An 18,283-nucleotide genomic window follows, 5' to 3' on the forward strand; every position below is an offset into this window, starting at 1 on the left:
CCCTACCCCGCCATCAGTCGAAGATGCGAAGGCGGGACGGTGCGGACGCCGGTCACGCCGGGCGGCAGATGCCAGTAGGCCATGTGAAGAAGCCAAGATCCGGCGCGCCCCGCTTTTGCCTTACGAAGGACCCACCAACCCAAGGTTCCGAACACGATTCCAAACAGGATATGCTGCGTCAGAATGCCGATGACGAAGGGCCCGGCCATGGCGATGAACTCGTCCATGGTCCAAAGGCCGATCCTCTCGGGCTCATCCAACTTGCCCGGTATGACGTAGCGATCCATCACCGCCCCAACCCCTCTGATCGCCGCGGCAAGGTCCCAACGAACGGTGCGCGCGGCGGCCTGATGCTCAGATCAATTTGGTCAGATCACCGCAGTGATCACGGAGGTGACGATCGGAATGCCGGTGCCGACACCGACACCCACGCCAACCGGGATCGCTATCTGCGCGAGGCTGAAGCGACCCGATGCCAGGCCGACGAGACCGCCAGCGAGCGAGATCAGGGTGATGATCTTGCCGCCCGAGCCTTCAAGGAAGCCGCTGAATTTCTGGAATGCGGTATCGAACGTTGTATCGGTGCCGGCGAAGGCAGGTCCAGCAAGGACGAGCAGCGCGACTGCAGCAAGCAGGAGGTAGGGAAGTAGCACAGCGAGGCGCGCGTCCCTTTCCATCGTCGTGGCCATGAGTGGTTCCCTTTCGTTTGGCGGCGCTCCTGGCGAGCACCGAGAGGGAATTCGGCGGATCGGGCTCCGGCGCTCAAGCTGAAGGTTCCGAACCAAGCGCAAAATGGGCGGTCAGCGCCCGAAAATGTGAACATTACTGTCAATTATGATGACAGGCGGGCCAATCGCGCCCAAGCTTGGGCGAATTCCGCCCACGACGGCGCGTGCCCGGCCCCAAAGCGGTTGCTCGCCGCCCAAGTGCGGCAACAAAACGCCCTCGCGATGTTGGCTTGTTTGGGATGAGTGCAGAAGAGGAACGCGACCAGAGTCGCTCGGCGACGCACCATATAAGAGTGAGCAAGGCGTTCTTTCGCGCCTTGTGCGGTGCCATTTCTGAACTGTCGATACGAACGTCCGATTTGTATTCTTTCAGGCGTCTGCTGACCCATGTATTAGCAAGCCCGGGACCCCCGGTTTACCGCGCGGACGCGGCGATTCTCGATCGCCTGTGCAATCCCGATGACGTGAACGGTGGTATCCATCTTACCGTTCGGATTGAATCTCGTCACAATGACCTGCTCCGCGAATTTCGCGAGCATGCCGAAGCGCAGCTCGGCCGTCCGGTCAGCGTGGCCGAAGCCATGCGAGTATGCATCTTTATAGTCACTGGCGAGTAACGCCTCCAAAACGGTGCAAGTCCGGGCTTTTCGCCTTCTTGACAAGGACATGCACCCTCTCCTGAAAGGCCGCGCCGGATCTTTGCAGAGGGGAAACAGATGCTCGACGCTGGTCAACTTGTTGGCTCACTCCATACAAAAGTATGCATGATGGAAGGGCACCTGCTTGGTTCGTATCGACAGCTCATCGCTCACGAGATCGACCGCCGGAAACTCACTATCACGGCGCTGGCCAAGGAGACCGGCTACAATCGCCGGAGCCTCAAGCGCATGATCACGGGTGCCCAGGAACTGCGCGCGCGCGACATCATTGCGATCTGCGCCGCGATCGGTGTCGACCGAATGGTCGCCACCTTTGCCATCGAATGCATGGGCAACTGGCAGTTCTACTATGACATCACCTTGCAGGTTACGCTGAGCCTGATCAAACCCGTGGTGAACCGGATCAACGAAAGCGCCACTGCGGCGATCGAACCACTGACGAATGCGGCGCAGAAGCAACTCGCAAGCTGGATAGCCGACATCGTCATTCGCAATCAGGAGCAGATTTACGACAGGCGTGATCGGCTTACTGATCTGCCGCGGCTGTGAGGGGCAGCCCGATGCTTCGTTCGACCAGTCCTATCGTTCTTGCTGTGGGCGCCGCCTGCATCGCGGCGGGGTCGCCAGCCTGTGCCGGAGATCTCCCTGCCCGTCCGCGGATATTACTGGCGCGGTTTGGTACGGAGCCAGTGCCTGATCCACGACCAGCGCGCGAGACGGGACTGGGGTCGCAGTTGGAAGAACAATTCGCCGATTTGGGCGACAACAAGAACGCCAGCTCTAATGGCACCGACCCCACTCTCGGATCGTTTCTTCGCGTTCCCGGCCTTCGCATCCCCGCCTGGATGCGCGGCGCGCGAACTGCGGGCGTTTCGGGCGCTTCAGGAAGCGCGCTGGCAATAGACGGTGACTGTGCGCCTCGTCCCTACATCCCGTCGAGCCTGCTGAGACGGAGCGCGGAGGAGCGCCGCCGCATTCTCTATCCCGTCGTTCGCTCTGTGGCCTGCGAGGCGGGCCTACCGATTGGCCTGATGGACGCCTTGCTGATCCAGGAAAGCCGCTACAACCCGCTGGCGACGAGTCCCAAGGGAGCGTTCGGCCTCGGCCAGTTGATGCCCGGGACGGCGGCCCAGCTCGGCGTCGATCGGTACGATCTGCGCGACAATATCGCGGGCGCGGCGCGCTACCTGCGCCAACATATCGGTGAATTTGGTCAAGTACCCCTCGCGCTGGCAGCCTACAACGCGGGCCCAGCCCGGGTTCGCAAGGCCTGGCGCATCCCGAGGATCACTGAAACGCAAAATTACGTGCGGCAGATCCTCGTGAACTGGCGAACTCTTGAACTCGAAGCTGCGCCGGCGCTCAGACCACGCCCAATTGCGGCAAAACGATCGTCGCTTGTTGCGAGGTTCCCATGAATTCGAACGCGATGCACCTGCTCAGCTCTTTCCTGGGCAGCGCAATTCCTTTGATTGTTTTGGGCGGCGTGACAGCGATCCTTGTGGCCTGGCTAAAGGGGAGCACAGGGGGGTCGGGTCCTCTCGCGCCAGTAGCCAGGCCGCTCATGACACAGCGCGAGCGAGCAGTGCTCGTTCAACTCGAGCGCATTCTCCCGGCGTATCGAATTCATGCCCAGGTGGCGATGGGCGCACTTCTGAAGGCGCCAGCACGACCGGGCCGACGGTCGCACCATTCCGATCGCAACGCCTTTGCTCAAAAGATCATCGACTTTGTGGTTGAAGATCCTGCCACGGGCCGGGTTGTAGCCCTGATAGAGGTCGATGACCGAAGCCATGATCCCAGCAAAGACAGGGCGCGCGATGCCATGACCGGCACTGCGGGCTATCGGACGCTGCGCATCCCCGCCAGCGCGCGGGCGACTTTCGATGAAGTGCTCAAGGTGGTCGGAACACTACGCGATGACGAGACTTCGCCAGGATCTACCGGTAGTCGCAACGCCCCCGGCTAGAAAGTCAGCTCACCCTGCCGCGCCGCGCGTGCAGATTTGGGCGTCTGCCGGCCGAGCAGGCATTTGGCTCGCCCCATGAGCGTATAAACCGCATGGCGCTGTGCACCGCGGTTAAGATGATCGACGGCGAAGCCCTGATAGTGCCGACGCAGCAGGCCAGCTTTGACCAGCTCGGTCACGGCGCGGCTGAGATTGGTCTTTCCTGAGGCGCGGATCCGGTCACGCACTTCATCTTCGACCATTGCGAGCGCTTCTGCAGGATCGGCCGGTAGTCGGCCCTCGCATTCAAGCTCAGCCTGAACCCTCACAGCCAGCGCCTGGCGCTTGCCGTCCCGTGCTCCGATCGGCGTCAGGGAGTCGCTCAGCCAATCCCGCAAGGGAACCAAGGCATTATCGCTACGGACGAAGGGGCCCGCACTGCCATTAGCGTGCGCGACATCTGCGATCAGATTGAGCAACATGAAGGCGTAGCGCGGCCGCGTGCTGACTTTGGCGAGCTCATCGAGCAGCAGCGAAAGGTCGCTGTTTTGCCTGGGGGCGGGCTGGATCCTGCTGGCAAACATAACAGGGATAAATTGAGCACGAAAAGTGAATCATGTGAATCCCAAATCGTCATGTTTTCCCGCATTTCTGCGCCTTTCTCCGCTTTGTCGGGGGTGACACTTTGCCCGGGGGTAAAGTGTCATTGAAGCAGGTCTGCTGAGGCCAGAGGATCCTCTCCGCTCTATCATTGCCGCCCTGCGCAAAACGGAGGCATCTATGGCCCTCGACGGGAAAAAGGCTCGGTTGGGCTCCGGGTAAAGTGTCACTGAGACAGCTTCTGCCCTGGCCCCGGCAGGCGACCCTTCCCGAAATCGTCTCTGTCTGGGCCATAACGGGCGAATGTTCGCGAGAGCTCGCGGTAGCGAAAGAAACGTTTTTGTGTCAGCATCATATCGCGGCAAAGACTCGGACTGGCAGCCACTTGAAGAGCCTTTGCAGCACCGCCGGCACCCGGTCCATCGACGCCCACATGGGGCCAAAGTGGAACGTCGATGTTGCACCCGTCCGGCGGGTTTAGACTTCATCGTCGATCGATTTCGGCATAGATCGCGCTGCGTGTCCCCATCCCCTGACCCGCAAATGTCGCCGCGATCTGCCCAGCCCCGCTGCATGTCCGGGAGCCAATGAGCCGGCCGGACATGACCTTGTCCGTGGTAGGCGCGATGCATCCGAACGGTGACGGCAGCAACCGCCTGTTCGAGATAGCCCTCTGCGTTCCAGGCGAGGCGATTGAGCTGCTCCCCGAGCCGAAGAATAAGCACGACGCCTCTGCGGTTGCGGTGGTGAGCGCACGCGGCATCCAGATCGGTTATCTGAGCGCGGAACGCTGCGGATGGATCGGCGCCAAACTTCGTTACGGCGAGGACCTGCGCGCCGTGTTCCAGTCGAAAGTCAAAGGTGGCGCACTCATTCGGGTGAGCTTTTCCGGCGAGGATCCGATCCTGCCCGAGCCGGCCGAAAAAGCGCCGATTTGCGAGGACGAGCCAGACGACACCTTCTATCCCGACGAAATCCCGCCGGACGATTTCTAGGCCGACAGAGCCAGCGCTAGAGTTCTAGACCCTTCGACCGATCAAGTTCAGGTTGATCCCGCACCGGGGCCTTCGTACCGGGCGCCAGGCCGCCGCCTTCGGGACCCAGACCAAGATCGTTACGGCCATGATCACGCTTGGCTGTTCCGGCTCTTACAGCGCTCTTGCCCGCGACCAGCTCCGCAAACTCGCCTGCCGCGCTGCCCCGCAACGGATCGCCATCGCGCCTCTCACCTGGCATGCCGAGATCGTCAGGCAGCGGCCCGGGATCGAAGGCCTTGCCGCGCCCCGACAACAGAGCTTCAACCCGCAGTTCGCCGACGGTCTCGAGCGCGGACGACTTGTTTCCGCGGTTGCTCTCCAGCTGCCGCGCGAGCTTGTGCGCGTCGTCGGTGAAGAGCCGCACGTCGGACCGCTGCCGCGTAAGGTTCACCAAAAAGGACCGCGCATTCGACAGGTTACGCTCGGCCGAACCCATGACGGCGAATACGGTCTCGTTGGTGATGCCCTGCGCCATATGCGTGTTGATAGCATAGGCAAGATCGATCCGTTTGAGCATGGGATCGCCTGCGCGAAGGGTCTGCTGATCGCCGCTCGCCAGTCGCACCACGATCTGGTCCCGGTCGACCTTCTCTACCCGCGCGATGGTCGCGTTCCACATCTCGCGGCTTTTGTCGTTAGCGGTCCAGCGGATTGTCTCACCCTCATGGACGCGGATCGTCTTGTCATTGCTGAGCTGCAGGCCGTCGCGCCGGTTCATGGGATCGATTTTTGCAGGATCGATGCGGTTCCGGCGGCCGCGTTCATCACGCAGGCCAATCCTGCCATTCGCGTAGATCCGCTCGATCCGGTAATCGCCACGATCCAGGCCCAGGCTATTCCGGGAATCCCCTACCTCAAGAATGCGCGCGTCCTTCCAGAAATGCGCATAGCGCAGCTCCTCGTGGGCAACGTTGACGCGCTCACGCACCGTAAGCACGCGGCCCTCACCGGTGAGCGTTCCTTCTGATCTTAGCCCATCCTGGATGATCTCGTTGGCGCGGCCCCGCCCTTCCCGGCTCGACGGCAATAGCGTCGTCGTCGCCCGATCTTCTGGGACAAGCGCCAGCCAGGCTTGGGCAGCATCGAGCACCCGATCATCGGACTGAACCACGCGTTCGCCGAGCAACTCGATCGCCGCGCGCACCTGCCCCAGATCGGCGAGATCGGCGACGGCGCGCATCAGCGGGGTCTGCTGGCGCATGTTGGTGTTGACGGTGGTGAGCGGCAATTCGTCACGCACAGTCCGCGCCTGCATGACCGCGAAGGATTTGCCGGCCTCGATCGCCGAAAGCTGCTTGCGGTCGCCGACGATGGCGAGGCGGCCGACCTCCATGAGATTGGCAAGGGCAGTGAGCTTGTCCATCTGCTCGTTCGAGATCATCGAGGCCTCGTCCAAGATGAGATAGGTGCCCTGGAGTTCGGTCTTACGCGCGGCAAACGCGCCGGCGGAAGCCTGGCCGCTCAGGAACTTCTCGTTGCGGAATAGGAAGCTGTGCACCGTCAGCGCCTCAAGGCCCGTGTCAGCCTTCAGATCCGCGACCATCTTGTTCTGGAAGGCGAGCGCTTTCGCATCGCCTTTGGTATCTGCGGTGAGCAGCATGGCTTTCTTGCCACGCGCCGCGAGCAGCCGCGCCGCGGCATCGAGCGCCTCGGCTTTCGCTACCGGCTGGAGCATCGTCGATTTGCCCGCTCCGGCACGCCCCTGGACCAGCACGATCCGATTTTCAGACGAGACCATCTGGATCGCAGCGGATAACTGCTCGGGATTGAGCTTCCGCTCGCCGGCTAGCTCCTGGAGTTTGGCGGCGGCGGCATCGGCCTGCATCAGCGGCCGCGCCTGCCCCACGCCGGCATCCATCGCGAGCAGGATCCGCCGTTCCTGCCGCAATGCTTCGCGCGTCGTCACGAGATCGATGGCGCCGTCGTAGCGTTCGGATTTCTCGGGGATCAGTTCGCCCTTCTCGGCAAGCTGCGCCATGCGCCGCTCGACCTTTTCGTGGGTCACACCCTTCAGGCCAAGATTGAGCGCGGTCTTCAATACGTCATTGCTGCGGAATGCCGCTTCGCGCTCGGCGAGGATGCGAATGGCGCTGGCGACAGCAAACTGGGTGCGCGCGGTCGAAGGCAGCAGGGTGATGCGCGCGAGCCCCTGGTCGACGAGCGGATCGTGCGGCCGGCGCAGGAAGTCGGCAAGCCGCGAGCGTGCATCGACGACCGCGGCGCCGACAGCGATCGCGCCGCGTTCCATCATGCCGCTCCGCTCGCGCGAACGGTCGAGCGCCGCTGCAAAGACCTTGTCACCATTGTAGTCGTAGGACTTGGCCTCTTCGCGCCAGCGCGCACCAAGCGCCGCGCGGTCGCCGGCATCGAGCTTGGGATCTCGCGTGCGCAGCGTTACCTCGAGCAGGCCCTCGCGCGATTTGATGCCGAGCGCTTCGGCCTTGGCCTTGATGTCCTCGCGGCGTTTGGAAAAACCGTCGATCGCCTCGCGGTTCACGCCGACTATCTCGAAGGCGCCGTGCTTGCCTGCGAGCCGCGTGGTGTAGCCCAGCTGCTCGATCTTATCACGCAGGGCGGAATGATAGATCGCGGCCAGCACAGCGTTGGCCTTCCACATCTCACCGTTGTGCCAGGCCCGCCAGCCATCATCGCGAATGACCTCTCCATTTGCCCCCAATCGGTCAGGATTGCGGAACTGCTTGGGCAGGCGCGTCAGGTTGGCGACGACAGCGTGAATATGCGCCTGGGGATCGAGCGAACGGCTCGTGTCGTGCGGGAAGAGCGCATAGACGAGGTTGCCCGTGCGGATCGGGACGGCTTTGCCATCTTTCTTGATCCGGGCCTCCGCGAGGTTCGCCTCGGCCCAAGCCATGGTCTCCTTGACCGCGGCCATGTTGGCCGCGAGCAGGCGCTTGTCGCCAGAAACATAGGCAAGCAGCGAGGCGGATTTCGACATCGAGAAGGTAAAGTCGGTGCCGTGCGCCCGGTTTTCCTCCTCGCCGACCTGCTTGCCGCCCGGAAGCTTGCCGCCAAGCACACCTTCGAAATCGGTGCGATCGACAGTCCCGGCAAGCCCCAGATCGGCCGCACCGCCGCCCGACCATTCAGACGCCGCCTCAGCCTGCTCAGCCGTGTAGTAATTGTCGGAGGCAAAGTATTTTGCAGCACCGCCTGCCGACCGGACGGCGCCCATCGACACGGTCATGGCTCAAGTCCCAGGCCGTCATCGATGTCTGGGGCCTCGGCCTCGAGTTCAGCTCCGCCCGCACGGCGATGCTCATCTTCACCAAAATCCATCTGCAACTCGCGCCGAACCTGCCTGGCCGCCGAACTCGGCTCGCCCGACCGGTCGTCCTTGCCGGTCACCTTGGACCGGGTTTCTGCGGGACGCTCGCTCTGCCTCGCCAGCTCCCGGTCCGCGTCGGAACCGGGCCAGCGCTGGTTTTCGAGGCCGCCGCTATCGCGCAGCGACGTGCGGGCGCGTCCCGGCCGATCGGCTGACCGGGCATCATCGGAGTTCCCTGGCTGATCCTGCCGGGGGAGATCGCGAAGCGGTTCGCTCGTTCACGGAAGGGAGCCGGGCTAGCGCTTCCTCAATACGGGGCTCGGCTTCGGATGCTCCCTCCTCCCGCGGCCGCCAGAGGATGCCCTCCTGCTCCAGGTCGACCAGGCGCATTTCGCCATCGCGCAGTTTGGCCTCGGCGCCGTCACGGCCTCCGCCCTCTTCGGCCGGCTCATCGTCATCCTCATCGCCGTCATCGGGTGAAGGCGCGATGACCGACGGCAGTGGAGCCGGTTCGAACCCCTCGGCGATCGACGGGTAATGGACGTAATCCATCTTGATGTGCGCCGACGGGAAGCGCTCAGGGAAGCGGACATACCCGTGAAGGTTCATCAGGCTGGTGAAGTCGTCGGCGATGACCAGTGCCTCCTCCTTGGTCGTCGGCGAGATCGTCGAAGCATCGCGGGTCTGGTGCGCGCCGTAGGAATAGGCCTCATCCATCGTGCGCACCTTCTGGAATCCGATGAGCTTCGAGCACTCCTCGGCAGTGTCGCGGTCGCTGGTCCTGAGGATCAATTTCGAACCCGTCAGGCTGATGATGTTGCGCGCGCCGTTCTCGCCGTAGACTTCGCGAAGCCCCGCGAAACTGTGCACGCCGAGCACGAAAGCGCCGCCGTAGCTGCGCGCGGTTTGCAAGCCCCGAGTGAGCGCTGGGAGCTGATGGAGCGCGCCGAGTTCGTCGAACACGAACCAAGTCCGCAAGGTCCGCGTGTGCTTCAGCGTCATCATCGTATTGATGGCGATGTTCATCCACAGCGTGAGCAGCGGACGGGTCATGTCGAGATGCACGTACTGCGCCGTGATGAAGAGGATTGAGCCCGCCTTTTCCTCACGCCGGATCCAGTCGCGGATCGAAAACGGCGAGCCGTTCTCGGGCAGGAAGCGCAGCGCTTCGCCGTGGGCATTGAGCACGGCGCGGATCGACTGCGCCATGCGCGCCGCGTCGGGAGAAGTCAGCGGATCGGCGACGGTACCCTTGAGCCGTGCGTAGATCCGCTTGAGGCTGGCTTTCAATAATTCGTCCGACAGCGCCTTGTTGGTCCCGAGGCCCTGCGCCTTCAATTTGACGCACATCTCGACGAAAAGCATGCGCCCCGCCTTCTCCCAGAAGCCGCCATCGCTGCCATGCTCGGGCGGGATCAGGGCGGAGGCGGCCGATACGAATTCGCTCTGGGTGTCGCAGTCGTTGAACACCGACCAGGTTTCGCAGCGGGCGTCATTTAGGTTGAGAACGTGGTCGCGCTCGGGCTCGTAGAACGCCTCCATGTAGTGGCCGGTTAGATCGAAAATGACGCAGCTGTCGCCGCGCTCGATCGCCTGTTTAACGAGCCCGCGAAGCGCCGTGGTCTTGCCCGAACCCGTCGTGCCGATGACCATCGCATGGCTCTGTTCGTGCCCGAGAGGAAAGGGCAGCGTGCCGAACGAATAGGACGGCACGAGGCCATATTTCTTCCGGTCGATCCACGGCAGCGCCATGGCTTCAGCGACGCTCAGATCAGGGCAATTGTCATGCGCGCGCTCGCGCAGCCGCGCCGCATTGTGGCGCTCGATCATGCGCCTGAGATCATCGCTCTCGACGAGCTCGACGCCGCGTTCGTGATGATCGGCGAGGATCGCCTCGCCGCGGTGGCGTGCCCATTTGACGAACCACAATGTGAAGGGTCCGGTCAGCGCAGAGGCGAACAGGAAGCTGCCGATCAGCGAGCGGATGAGCTTGGCCCAGGCAATCTCGACGTCGGCAATATAGGGCACGTATCCCATATAGGTGTGGAGCACGGCGCCGCTTTTCAGCGTCACGTTTACGGGCTTCATATCCGAGAGCCCGATATAGTCCCAGGCGCCGGCGAGCGCCTTCATGCTGATCATCTGGAACTCGTAATTGTCGAGCACGACAGTGAGGCGCGCCCACAGGATCAGCGCGAATAGACCGGCCCAGACGAAGAACGGTACGCGCGCACCGCGCAGCCACATCGACCACTGATGACCGATGAGCTGCGAGCCGCGGGTGAAGTGGCCTGCATTGCGTTTGGCATCGCCGTGCCCCGACCAGGGCCTGGGATTGCGCGGCCTCGGATTACTGGTCCGTTCATTTGCCATGGAACTTCTCCATGCGCTCGTCGACGGCATCGAGGATCTTGTCGCGCAGATCGGGAAACTGCAGGCGCACCAGCTGGTCGAGCACGAGCTGGTTGAACTCGCTGAGTTCGGCGAGCCGCTGCAGGTTCGCCGCCTTGCCCGCATGGAAATCGAGGTATTGCACGACGGCCGCACGAATGTGCTCGGCCTTGGTGACGCCGGTCCCGGCGGAGAATTCCGTCAGGCGTTCGAGAACGTCCTCGGGAAATTTCAGTGAATAAAGTACAGCCATTTGCCTCACCGCTGGGGGCGGGTCGAGGCGGGTACTTCGCAAGGCAAAAGCGAGTTCGAACTACCTAGCCAAAGGGCTCCAATTGTCAAGCCGGAGCGATCGCCCAAAGACTGGCGTTTGCGATCTTACGACGGCTTTTGTCGCCGCATAGCGCCGTAATACAGGCCATAAACTGGTTTGCGATAATATATCTAGGACGCTCATTGGATCGCAAACCCCATGTTTGCGATATTAGGACCGACCAAATCCCCGATATTGCTTGGCAAAGGGCTATCCTGGCTCCGCGCCACCGGTGCATACGGTGTGCTGACCTTATAGGGTCACTCCCCCATGGATGACCCTTGACCGATCTGGCGCCGAGATCACCGGGCGTGGCCCTTCCTCGGGCTCCGGTAGGGCTCCTTGCCCGCTTCGGGCTGGAGAGTGCGGCTCTGGAACTCTGTTTCTATTTGGCTACCACTGCGCCGGTCAGACGAAAACTGGAGTGAAGACGTGGCAAGGCCCAAAAAAGTTGGAAACGATCTGCCCTCGATTTGCGCGCAGCGCGAGAAGCTCGAAGCGCAGCTTGCGGAATTGGCGGCGCGGGAAAAGGAAGCGCTTGAGGCGGCGCGCGATGCGGGCCGCCCGGTGCTGCTCGGTGCGCTGTGCAAGGTCAAGATCGGCGAGATGAACCGGCAGGACGCGAAAGCGATTGCCGCCGCAATCGGCAAGCTGGGCGGCGCGCAGGCGGCGAAATTACTGGCGGCCAAAGCCTAGCCGGTCGAACGCGATTGATCGCGGACACCGAACGCGAAAACACCTGCGGCCCGGCGCGCTTTAGCGTGCCGGGCCGCGCGATTTTTGCGCTGCATCACGATCGTTTATCGCGGGGGCAATCGCCGGCCGGACGTGTCCGGCCGGCGCCGCGCTAGCTCTCAGCCGGCCGCTTGGGCTAAGCTCGCAAAATCCCTGTCCCTCATGATGGTGACAGGCACGCCGGCGTCGCGGCAACGCTCGGCCAAATTGACCTGCAGGCCGCTGCCTTCACAGATGATCGCCTCGACGGGGGCGAGGCGAACAAGCATCTTGTTGCGATCGAAACCGGCGCGGTTGCCGAGGCTGCGATTGAGCCGAAAGTTCACGGTGGGCACGCCCCGCGCGGCGGCCCATGCGGCGGCGATTGCGTCGGTGCCGCTGCGCTGCGCGGTGGTGACAAGCGTCATCGATGGGACGCGCGCCCGGATGCAATCGAGCCGGGTCCAGATCGGTTCATGATGCTGCCAGCCTGCCCCGCCCGATACGACGACGACGGGCCCGGTGGGCGCATGGGCTTCGCGGCGCGATGCTGCGCGCGCGGCGAGAAAGTCCCGCGCTTCGATCTGCGAGGCGATCAGCGATTTGGAGGTGCGGCTGCCATAGACGGCTGACCAAGGCTGGCCGGTTTCGACGCGGTAAACCTCGGCGGCATGATCGCGCATGCATTCCAAGGCGGCGAGCGCTTCGTGCAGCGATTGGCAATGACGCTGCTTTTCCTCGACTTCGAGCGCGTGGATTTCTGAAGGGTCATTGATCCGGGCCAGCTCGCCAAGTTCGCGCGCGGCGCTGTCCTCTTCGCGCGCGATTTGCTGCGCCACCTTGTGGAAGGAGTTGACCATTCCCCAAGCAACGCGCGCCGCCATGGGGGCGAGGCGGGTATCGCAAAACAGGGCGAACAGATCGCCGACCATCTGCTCGACGCAGCCGCGCGCGGCCTCGCTATCCGGCATATCGGCGGCGGTCGGTTCCTCGTGGTGGGAAAGCTGGCTCGCCTCGATTTCTGCGGTGAATGCCTGGCCGAAAGTGTCGGCGCTGGTAAGGCTCGCATAGTGTTCGGCGAAGTCGGGGGAAATTCGAAAAGCTGCGCATGGGGTTGCCCTTGTCTGGCAAGGTCCGCACCGATTATAAGAGGCGGACCAACGTTAGCCGAGTTTGGTAGAGGCGGGGAGATTGACCCTCCCCGCCTCGTCTCCATTCAGTTCGGGAAACCGGCGAAAGGATCGGTTTCGATCTCGCGGCCGGTAGTGCTTTCCCCGAGGCCATCGCCCTCGCTTTCGCCCTCGTCCCCATGTACCGGCGCGGCCTGTCCGAAGTCCTGCCGCGCACGGCGACGGGTCCACGATACATTGTAGCCGCCTTCGGGGCCGGAGTTGCCGAACAGGGCAACATCGAGCGGCTTATCCATCTTGGGATCGTCAATGCGGCCCTGATAGAAAACCTCCCCCGTGGTGCGCGCCGTCTGCTCGAACAGAGCCCCGACCCGAACCCAGCTATTTCCGCTGCGCGCCATGATCTCGTACTTGGGCGCGCGGGGGTTGTTGCTCTCGACGGGCGAGAGACCAATCACATTGTTGAAGGCGAGGCATTCGATCTTGCCGATCAGAGCGCCATTTGCATTCGGACGAACATAACCAATGTTAGCCATGATATTCACTTTCCAGATACTAGGGCGGTGCCCGTTTGACTTGCCAAGCGGCGTTTCCGTCTTGACCATTACTTAATAGCGCCGCCCTCAAATTGGGTCTATCTCATTGATTTCTTGACAGATTTGCCCATCATCTCTGGTGAGCCGGAGCATCAAAATGCGTGCGGTAGCGCGCAAACAAGCCACGCATGGCCGCAAGGCCATTCCGCCCTGGTGCGGACAAGCGAAACGCCTGCCCGCTTGTCCATCACCTCCGGAGCCGCCGTCGCAGTCCCCAAGGAGCACGTGCGGGATGAGCGAAGTCAAAAGACGTCGCGCTGAGCCCTAGGGGAGCTAGCCCATCCCCCGCCGGCCGTCCGCCAAAGCGGACGAAAGCCGGCCGGCGGGGGATGGGCTAGCGGACCTTGGGCTGAGGCAGCTTTTGACTTTGCGCCCGCACGTGCGACGCCGGGAGACTGCGATGGCGGCGTAGGAGGGGATGGATAAGCCTGCGCGCGCCCACACGCGGAGCCGGACGTCCTCGTCCGGCGGAGCCCCTTCCCCCTTCCCTCATGCGTTCGTGACCCGAATGGGCGAAGACAGACCGCAGGGCTGGCTTCGTGAGCTTAGGTCGGGGTCGGCCGCATGGCCGGCGCCGGCCTTAGCGAATAGAGCGCGGTCCCGGCCGGCGCAGCCGGGCGGGAGAGGCCATCCCTCTCCCTTACCCGCGCTTGCCAGACCAGATGCCGCGAACCATGTTGTATTCGAATGGTTGGAGACCGGGCCATGCCAACGCAAAACGAACCGCCTGCCAGGCGTGAGGCCACTGGCATGACGACGAAGGGCCGCGCTTCCCTGCGGGCGACCATCCGTCATGTGCAAACCCGCAACGCGGATGTCGATCTGGATGAGCTCCAAAGCCTCATCGATGAGGAAGTGGCTCAAGCGCGCACATCGTTCTGGACACAGACCCGCAAATAACCGGAGGCACGTGGACATCGGTCAAGCGGCTCCTTGCCAAGCCGGGCACACTGTCCCATATTATGTCCACAAATCGTCCGAGCAATGGGACATGCCAACTGCCCCCGGAACCACTGCCAAGCGTAAGGCGACCGGCATCATGACCAAGGCCCGCACTCGCGCCGCGAAAGCGCCGCCTCAAGCAATGGCGGCCGGTGCGGCTTTCGTAACCCACTTCATCGACAAGAGCGGCATCGTCGATGTCGACCAGGTCGCCGATACGTTCCGCATGACGAAGAACCAGTTGGCCGAGACAGTTGGCCTCGGCGTCGCCACCATGAGCAAGGCCGAGCGGCGGACCGCACCCCGGACGCAGTCCCGCGTTCGCGAGATGCTCGAGATCCTCTCGCGCATTCGCGAATGGGCTGGCGGCGAGACCCAGGCGATGGCCTGGTACCGCGCGCAGCCGATCCCGGCGCTCGATGGTCGAACCCCGGAGGCGCTGGTCAAGGCCGGGGAAGCGGGCGCGGTCCGCGACTATCTCGATCATCTGGCGCTGGGCGGCTTTGCTTGAGATTTGCTCACAGGTGCTACCGCGGCCACGATCCGATGTGGTCGTTCTCGCCGCTGTCGGGAGATGGCGCGGCCAAGACCGGCGGCCGCTTCAACCGCAGGGGTGAGCCCACACTCTACCTCTCGCTCGACATCATGACGTCGTTTGCCGAATGCACGCAGGGGCTGACCCAGCGCCTGCACCCGCTGACCATGTGCGAATACGACGTCGACTGCGAGCCCGTTGCGGACCTGCGCACCGATGATGGCCGATCAGCGCACGGCGTATCGCTCGAAGATCTCGCCTGCCCATGGCTGCGCTATCAGCGCAGCGGACGCGACGCGCCCTCGTGGCTCGTTGCCGATCGACTCAAAGCCGAAGGCTTTGCTGGGCTGATAGCGCCCAGTTTCGCGCCCGGCGCAACCGCAGATAACCAAAACCTCATCCTTTGGAGCTGGGGACCGGACCTTCCGACCCGCGTTATCGTGTTCGATCCGGGCGGACGCCTGCCAAAAGACCAGTTATCCTGGTAGTAAAAAGTCATTTTGGACTTTGATATCAACTCAGCGCCTTGCGGGCCGCCAGCCAATCAATTTATGTATGACGCCGCGATTACTACCAGGGGGATTTCGATGACGATGGAACGCTGGCTCGACGGCATCGACGTCGATCTAACCTTGCTCGAAACACGTGACGATCCCGACGAGCCATGGACCCGGCGCGCGCTCGCTGGGACCAGCGTCGGCGTAGATCCGATGGACGCCTATGAAGGCGCGCAAGAGCTGGTCGAAGCGGTCCGCCTGATGGTGGGCGGGAACCTTGAAGGCAAAGCCGGCCTTGCCCGTATCCTCGGGCGGGATGGCAACGACTATCAGCGCAGCCTCTGGTATGCGGTCGCAGGCCGCGGCGCGCTTTGCGTCGCCGCTGACCTGCACTGGCTCACGGGGATCCTCGCGACGCGCGCAGAACTGTGGCTCCGCCGCCGGGGCCAGGACCAAAATGTCGTCAAGCGGCCCGATCCTTACGTGACCGACGGTCCCGAAGGACCTGTCGGCCAGTTTCAGGCATCCTTCCGGCTCGGCGCGCACTGGGACGGCATCGCCGACCGCCGCTAGAACCGGGCTCTTCCAATGCAGCGATACCAGATGCTCGATGTCGAGATCGGGCCGGACGAAGACGGCTTCGAAACCGTCCTCGCGCGGGCCTATTCGCTTAAGCAAAAGCCGCAGTGCCTGTGCCGCCGGGACATCCCGCTGCCGCTTTACATCGCGCGGCGCCAGAACAGCCACCACCTGGCGCGCTGGCCCGGCACCGGCCCGCGCCATGCACCGACCTGCGATCACTACGAAGCGCCGGACTTCCTGACAGGGCTTGGCCAGGTCCGGGGCTCGGCGATCGTCGAGGATGAGGAGAGCGGCGAAACCTCGCTCAAGTTCGCCTTCCCGCTGTCGCGAGGCCCGGCCCGCGCCGCGCCGTCGTCGTTCACGAATGACAAGCCGTCGGTAAAGACCAACGGGCAGAAGCTGACGATGCGGGGGTTACTGCACTTTCTCTGGGACAAGGCGGAACTCACCCACTGGCATCCCAAGATGGCGGGCAAGCGAAACTGGTTCATCGTGCGCCGCGCGCTGATCCAGGCGCGCCTCGGCTGCAAGGTGCGCGGCGACAGCCTGGCGCGCGCGGTGTTCATCCCCGAGACCTTCAATCTCGACCACAAGGACGAAATCGCCGGCCGGCGTCTGTCGGAGCTGGAACTGGCCTATGCTTCGCCCGATGCGATCATGGTGGTGATCGGCGAGGTCAAAGCGATCGAGCCCGCGCGCTACGGCGAGAAGATCCTGGTGCGGCACCTGCCGGATTGGCCATTCCTGATGGATGCTGACATGGCTCGGCGCTTCCACAAGCGCTTCGCCGTAGAAGAAGAGCTCTGGCGTTCCGAAGAGGCCGAAGGCCATCTGGTCATGGCGGCAAGCTTCGCGGTCGGCGCTTCGGGCCTGCCGCAGCTTTTCGAAATCGCGGTCATGCCAGTGAACCGGCACTGGCTTCCCTATGAAAGCCATGAAGAACGCGCGCTGGTTGCCAAGGCCGTCCAGGAGAAGCGCCGCTTCGTCAAAGGCCTGCGCGTCAACCTTGGCCTCGAGGCGCCGATCGCCAGCATCGCGCTCAAGGACACAGGCGCCGAGGCCGCCGCGATACACCTCGCGCGCAACATGCCGGACCCCGCCTATGACGAGGCGCTAGCCGCGCTGATGCGCACGCCGGGCGTGACCCATGTGACCTGGCGGCCCGGCGACCGCCTGCCCGATGCACAGAGCCGCGTTTATCTGCCGCCGCCGAAGCGCTGAACATCGATTTTCCGCCAAACTACCCGCCGTCGTGGGGTTTGAACTGATCAGACAGCGCCAAGGGCTGCCTGGATCTCAAGCCAATTGCTTTTCCGCTTATTGGAGCCGCGATGCCAGTCTGGCCACGAGGTCCATGCGCTCGTGCAAGATCGCCACAACAAGCGCGGGCGCGTCCTCCCGCTGTAGGCAAAAGATGTAGTGATGTTCGCAGTGTACCATCCGTAAACCTGGATAGAGATCGCTCATCTCCTTGGACGCTCCCGAACCTTTCGCCAATCGTTCGATACCGTGCTTCAGCTTGGCAATGTAACTGCGGACCTGTTCGTCACCCCATTGCTTGCGCGTGTAGCGGACGATTTCCCGCAGGTCGGTTTCCGCCGCATCCGTCAGCACGTAGGCAGCGGTCAAGACAGACGATCCCGGCCCAGTTCCTCGTCAACGATGTCGTCGATGCTCTTGGTCGAAACGCTTCCTGCAAGGCCTTGCGCAATCCGTTCCCCCAGCAGCGTTTTCAGCTGCTGCCAGGCCTCATCACCGGACGCATCTGCGGGGAACAGGCGTTCCAGAGTATATTGCTTGATCGTCTTGCCCTGCAGGGCGGCCAGCGCTTTCAGGCTCTGATGCTGCTGATCTGTTATGTCGATGGTCAGGCGACTCATTGGCAACCTCATAAATCTACTACAAACCCACATTACCACAAATGTAGGTTTGTTCCTAGGTCACGCTCCCGATAGCGTCACACGGGGCAGTAATCACGGCAACTACGCCCAGATGCGCGATATCGTCCTCAAGCACGAACGGCCTCTGTGGATCCTCGGTGCGCACGACGGCGAAATCTCGGCCCAGCACCTCCGCCATCGTCGCGGCGAGCCGCCATGCGTTTTCGAAAGTGGCATGAACACGCGTGTCTGTCATGGGACGCCTCCCACTGCCGCGCTCGCCGGAACCAGTGTCCAGGCCCGCTCCATCAGCCGCGAGATGCGGTAATAGCCGCCGTTGCGGCCCTTCAGCGCGATGCCTTTGCGGTATTCGATCACCGCGAAAGACTGGCCCTCATAGCCATCCGAAAACCGCATCGGCTCGGCGAGCACCAGCGTGTCCCCG

The 18,283-nt window shown here is 63.0% G+C and carries 23 protein-coding genes and 1 pseudogene; 11 read left to right on the top strand and 13 right to left on the bottom strand.

The window, feature by feature from the left end:
• Positions 1 to 2: 2 nt before the first annotated feature.
• Both traL and KRR38_RS35040 read right to left on the bottom strand, forming a co-directional pair.
• Complete coding sequence (gene traL, locus KRR38_RS35035; protein WP_217408121.1) at positions 3 to 287, bottom strand: type IV conjugative transfer system protein TraL; 285 nt, start codon at positions 285 to 287, stop codon at positions 3 to 5.
• Between the two features lie 81 nt (positions 288 to 368).
• Positions 369 to 689: a TrbC/VirB2 family protein gene (locus KRR38_RS35040; RefSeq protein WP_217407945.1), complete on the bottom strand. Its 321-nt coding sequence runs from the start codon at positions 687 to 689 to the stop codon at positions 369 to 371.
• 278 nt (positions 690 to 967) lie between these two features.
• Here KRR38_RS35040 and KRR38_RS35045 point away from each other — a divergent pair, with 278 nt between their 5' ends.
• From KRR38_RS35045 to KRR38_RS35060, 4 genes are all read left to right on the top strand, one after another.
• The gene (locus tag KRR38_RS35045) at positions 968 to 1,345 is read left to right on the top strand and encodes a hypothetical protein (RefSeq protein ID WP_217408391.1); all 378 of its coding nucleotides are present in this window, start codon (positions 968 to 970) and stop codon (positions 1,343 to 1,345) included.
• A gap of 147 nt (positions 1,346 to 1,492) precedes the next feature.
• Complete coding sequence (locus tag KRR38_RS35050) at positions 1,493 to 1,936, top strand: helix-turn-helix transcriptional regulator (RefSeq protein ID WP_217408351.1); 444 nt, start codon at positions 1,493 to 1,495, stop codon at positions 1,934 to 1,936.
• 296 nt (positions 1,937 to 2,232) lie between these two features.
• Positions 2,233 to 2,805 carry a lytic transglycosylase domain-containing protein gene (locus tag KRR38_RS36870; RefSeq protein WP_256449668.1) on the top strand — a complete coding sequence of 191 codons (573 nt, stop codon included), beginning with the start codon at positions 2,233 to 2,235 and terminating at the stop codon, positions 2,803 to 2,805.
• A complete protein-coding gene (locus KRR38_RS35060) occupies positions 2,802 to 3,356 on the top strand; it encodes a DUF2726 domain-containing protein (RefSeq protein WP_254515928.1) in 555 nt (184 codons plus the stop codon). Before KRR38_RS36870 ends, KRR38_RS35060 begins: the two co-directional genes overlap by 4 nt.
• Here the strand turns inward: KRR38_RS35060 and KRR38_RS35065 are convergent.
• Entirely contained in the window at positions 3,353 to 3,919 is a 567-nt protein-coding gene (locus KRR38_RS35065) for a hypothetical protein (protein WP_217408353.1), read from the bottom strand. The genes KRR38_RS35060 and KRR38_RS35065 overlap by 4 nt on opposite strands.
• Before the next feature lie 603 nt (positions 3,920 to 4,522).
• On the opposite strand from KRR38_RS35065, the gene KRR38_RS35070 reads away from it, so the two are divergent.
• On the top strand, positions 4,523 to 4,930 hold the full coding sequence (locus KRR38_RS35070; RefSeq protein WP_217408354.1) for an HIRAN domain-containing protein: 408 nt from the start codon (positions 4,523 to 4,525) through the stop codon (positions 4,928 to 4,930).
• Positions 4,931 to 4,946: 16 nt separating this feature from the next.
• Here the strand turns inward: KRR38_RS35070 and mobF are convergent, their stop codons facing one another.
• From mobF to KRR38_RS35090, 4 genes are all read right to left on the bottom strand, one after another.
• Positions 4,947 to 8,177, bottom strand: a complete 3,231-nt coding sequence (gene mobF, locus KRR38_RS35075; RefSeq protein WP_217408355.1) for a MobF family relaxase — start codon at positions 8,175 to 8,177, stop codon at positions 4,947 to 4,949.
• On the bottom strand, positions 8,174 to 8,338 hold the full coding sequence (locus KRR38_RS35080; RefSeq protein ID WP_217408356.1) for a hypothetical protein: 165 nt from the start codon (positions 8,336 to 8,338) through the stop codon (positions 8,174 to 8,176). The genes mobF and KRR38_RS35080 overlap by 4 nt, the downstream gene beginning before the upstream one ends.
• Positions 8,339 to 8,480: 142 nt before the next feature.
• Entirely contained in the window at positions 8,481 to 10,631 is a 2,151-nt protein-coding gene (locus tag KRR38_RS35085) for a type IV secretion system DNA-binding domain-containing protein (RefSeq protein WP_217408357.1), read from the bottom strand.
• On the bottom strand, positions 10,621 to 10,902 hold the full coding sequence (locus KRR38_RS35090; RefSeq protein ID WP_217408153.1) for a CopG family transcriptional regulator: 282 nt from the start codon (positions 10,900 to 10,902) through the stop codon (positions 10,621 to 10,623). The genes KRR38_RS35085 and KRR38_RS35090 overlap by 11 nt, the downstream gene beginning before the upstream one ends.
• Before the next feature lie 423 nt (positions 10,903 to 11,325).
• Here KRR38_RS35090 and KRR38_RS35095 point away from each other — a divergent pair, with 423 nt between their 5' ends.
• Positions 11,326 to 11,658 carry a hypothetical protein gene (locus KRR38_RS35095; protein ID WP_309141262.1) on the top strand — a complete coding sequence of 111 codons (333 nt, stop codon included), beginning with the start codon at positions 11,326 to 11,328 and terminating at the stop codon, positions 11,656 to 11,658.
• Between the two features lie 158 nt (positions 11,659 to 11,816).
• On the opposite strand, the gene KRR38_RS35100 is transcribed toward KRR38_RS35095, so the two are convergent.
• Both KRR38_RS35100 and KRR38_RS35105 read right to left on the bottom strand, forming a co-directional pair.
• The gene (locus KRR38_RS35100; protein WP_254515929.1) at positions 11,817 to 12,647 is read right to left on the bottom strand and encodes a DUF2493 domain-containing protein; all 831 of its coding nucleotides are present in this window, start codon (positions 12,645 to 12,647) and stop codon (positions 11,817 to 11,819) included.
• A gap of 245 nt (positions 12,648 to 12,892) precedes the next feature.
• Positions 12,893 to 13,342, bottom strand: a complete 450-nt coding sequence (locus KRR38_RS35105; protein ID WP_217408358.1) for a DUF736 family protein — start codon at positions 13,340 to 13,342, stop codon at positions 12,893 to 12,895.
• 810 nt (positions 13,343 to 14,152) lie between these two features.
• Between KRR38_RS35105 and KRR38_RS35110 the strand changes: the two genes are divergently transcribed.
• From KRR38_RS35110 to KRR38_RS35130, 5 genes are all read left to right on the top strand, one after another.
• A complete protein-coding gene (locus KRR38_RS35110; protein ID WP_217408156.1) occupies positions 14,153 to 14,302 on the top strand; it encodes a hypothetical protein in 150 nt (49 codons plus the stop codon).
• Between the two features lie 91 nt (positions 14,303 to 14,393).
• Positions 14,394 to 14,855: an MbcA/ParS/Xre antitoxin family protein gene (locus KRR38_RS35115; RefSeq protein WP_254515897.1), complete on the top strand. Its 462-nt coding sequence runs from the start codon at positions 14,394 to 14,396 to the stop codon at positions 14,853 to 14,855.
• Positions 14,852 to 15,367 carry an RES family NAD+ phosphorylase gene (locus tag KRR38_RS35120; protein WP_254515898.1) on the top strand — a complete coding sequence of 172 codons (516 nt, stop codon included), beginning with the start codon at positions 14,852 to 14,854 and terminating at the stop codon, positions 15,365 to 15,367. The genes KRR38_RS35115 and KRR38_RS35120 overlap by 4 nt, the downstream gene beginning before the upstream one ends.
• A 99-nt stretch (positions 15,368 to 15,466) precedes the next feature.
• A complete protein-coding gene (locus tag KRR38_RS35125; protein ID WP_217408157.1) occupies positions 15,467 to 15,949 on the top strand; it encodes a hypothetical protein in 483 nt (160 codons plus the stop codon).
• Between the two features lie 15 nt (positions 15,950 to 15,964).
• Complete coding sequence (locus KRR38_RS35130) at positions 15,965 to 17,179, top strand: DUF1173 domain-containing protein (RefSeq protein WP_217408158.1); 1,215 nt, start codon at positions 15,965 to 15,967, stop codon at positions 17,177 to 17,179.
• A gap of 96 nt (positions 17,180 to 17,275) precedes the next feature.
• On the opposite strand, the gene KRR38_RS35135 is transcribed toward KRR38_RS35130, so the two are convergent.
• From KRR38_RS35135 to KRR38_RS35150, 4 genes and pseudogenes are all read right to left on the bottom strand, one after another.
• The gene (locus KRR38_RS35135) at positions 17,276 to 17,587 is read right to left on the bottom strand and encodes a type II toxin-antitoxin system RelE/ParE family toxin (protein ID WP_217408159.1); all 312 of its coding nucleotides are present in this window, start codon (positions 17,585 to 17,587) and stop codon (positions 17,276 to 17,278) included.
• Complete coding sequence (locus KRR38_RS35140; RefSeq protein ID WP_217408359.1) at positions 17,584 to 17,838, bottom strand: antitoxin; 255 nt, start codon at positions 17,836 to 17,838, stop codon at positions 17,584 to 17,586. Before KRR38_RS35140 ends, KRR38_RS35135 begins: the two co-directional genes overlap by 4 nt.
• 55 nt (positions 17,839 to 17,893) lie before the next feature.
• Positions 17,894 to 18,094: a hypothetical protein gene (locus KRR38_RS35145; protein WP_217408160.1), complete on the bottom strand. Its 201-nt coding sequence runs from the start codon at positions 18,092 to 18,094 to the stop codon at positions 17,894 to 17,896.
• Positions 18,091 to 18,283 (bottom strand): annotated as a pseudogene (locus KRR38_RS35150) (hypothetical protein); the annotation flags it as partial. The pseudogene KRR38_RS35150 and the gene KRR38_RS35145, both read right to left, overlap by 4 nt.

The organism is Novosphingobium sp. G106 (genome assembly GCF_019075875.1).
Lineage (GTDB): Bacteria > Pseudomonadota > Alphaproteobacteria > Sphingomonadales > Sphingomonadaceae > Novosphingobium.

What these genes read in the sequence shown, in the direction of transcription:
- traL (WP_217408121.1), bottom strand. Translation starts at nt 287, where the DNA reads ATGGATCGCTACGTCATACCGGGCAAGTTGGATGAGCCCGAGAGGATC.
- KRR38_RS35040 (WP_217407945.1), bottom strand. Translation starts at nt 689, where the DNA reads ATGGCCACGACGATGGAAAGGGACGCGCGCCTCGCTGTGCTACTTCCC.
- KRR38_RS35045 (WP_217408391.1), top strand. Translation starts at nt 968, where the DNA reads ATGAGTGCAGAAGAGGAACGCGACCAGAGTCGCTCGGCGACGCACCAT.
- KRR38_RS35050 (WP_217408351.1), top strand. Translation starts at nt 1,493, where the DNA reads ATGATGGAAGGGCACCTGCTTGGTTCGTATCGACAGCTCATCGCTCAC.
- KRR38_RS36870 (WP_256449668.1), top strand. Translation starts at nt 2,233, where the DNA reads ATGCGCGGCGCGCGAACTGCGGGCGTTTCGGGCGCTTCAGGAAGCGCG.
- KRR38_RS35060 (WP_254515928.1), top strand. Translation starts at nt 2,802, where the DNA reads ATGAATTCGAACGCGATGCACCTGCTCAGCTCTTTCCTGGGCAGCGCA.
- KRR38_RS35065 (WP_217408353.1), bottom strand. Translation starts at nt 3,919, where the DNA reads ATGTTTGCCAGCAGGATCCAGCCCGCCCCCAGGCAAAACAGCGACCTT.
- KRR38_RS35070 (WP_217408354.1), top strand. Translation starts at nt 4,523, where the DNA reads ATGAGCCGGCCGGACATGACCTTGTCCGTGGTAGGCGCGATGCATCCG.
- mobF (WP_217408355.1), bottom strand. Translation starts at nt 8,177, where the DNA reads ATGACCGTGTCGATGGGCGCCGTCCGGTCGGCAGGCGGTGCTGCAAAA.
- KRR38_RS35085 (WP_217408357.1), bottom strand. Translation starts at nt 10,631, where the DNA reads ATGGCAAATGAACGGACCAGTAATCCGAGGCCGCGCAATCCCAGGCCC.
- KRR38_RS35090 (WP_217408153.1), bottom strand. Translation starts at nt 10,902, where the DNA reads ATGGCTGTACTTTATTCACTGAAATTTCCCGAGGACGTTCTCGAACGC.
- KRR38_RS35100 (WP_254515929.1), bottom strand. Translation starts at nt 12,647, where the DNA reads ATGCCGGATAGCGAGGCCGCGCGCGGCTGCGTCGAGCAGATGGTCGGC.
- KRR38_RS35105 (WP_217408358.1), bottom strand. Translation starts at nt 13,342, where the DNA reads ATGGCTAACATTGGTTATGTTCGTCCGAATGCAAATGGCGCTCTGATC.
- KRR38_RS35110 (WP_217408156.1), top strand. Translation starts at nt 14,153, where the DNA reads ATGACGACGAAGGGCCGCGCTTCCCTGCGGGCGACCATCCGTCATGTG.
- KRR38_RS35115 (WP_254515897.1), top strand. Translation starts at nt 14,394, where the DNA reads ATGCCAACTGCCCCCGGAACCACTGCCAAGCGTAAGGCGACCGGCATC.
- KRR38_RS35125 (WP_217408157.1), top strand. Translation starts at nt 15,467, where the DNA reads ATGACGATGGAACGCTGGCTCGACGGCATCGACGTCGATCTAACCTTG.
- KRR38_RS35130 (WP_217408158.1), top strand. Translation starts at nt 15,965, where the DNA reads ATGCAGCGATACCAGATGCTCGATGTCGAGATCGGGCCGGACGAAGAC.
- KRR38_RS35140 (WP_217408359.1), bottom strand. Translation starts at nt 17,838, where the DNA reads ATGAGTCGCCTGACCATCGACATAACAGATCAGCAGCATCAGAGCCTG.
- KRR38_RS35145 (WP_217408160.1), bottom strand. Translation starts at nt 18,094, where the DNA reads ATGACAGACACGCGTGTTCATGCCACTTTCGAAAACGCATGGCGGCTC.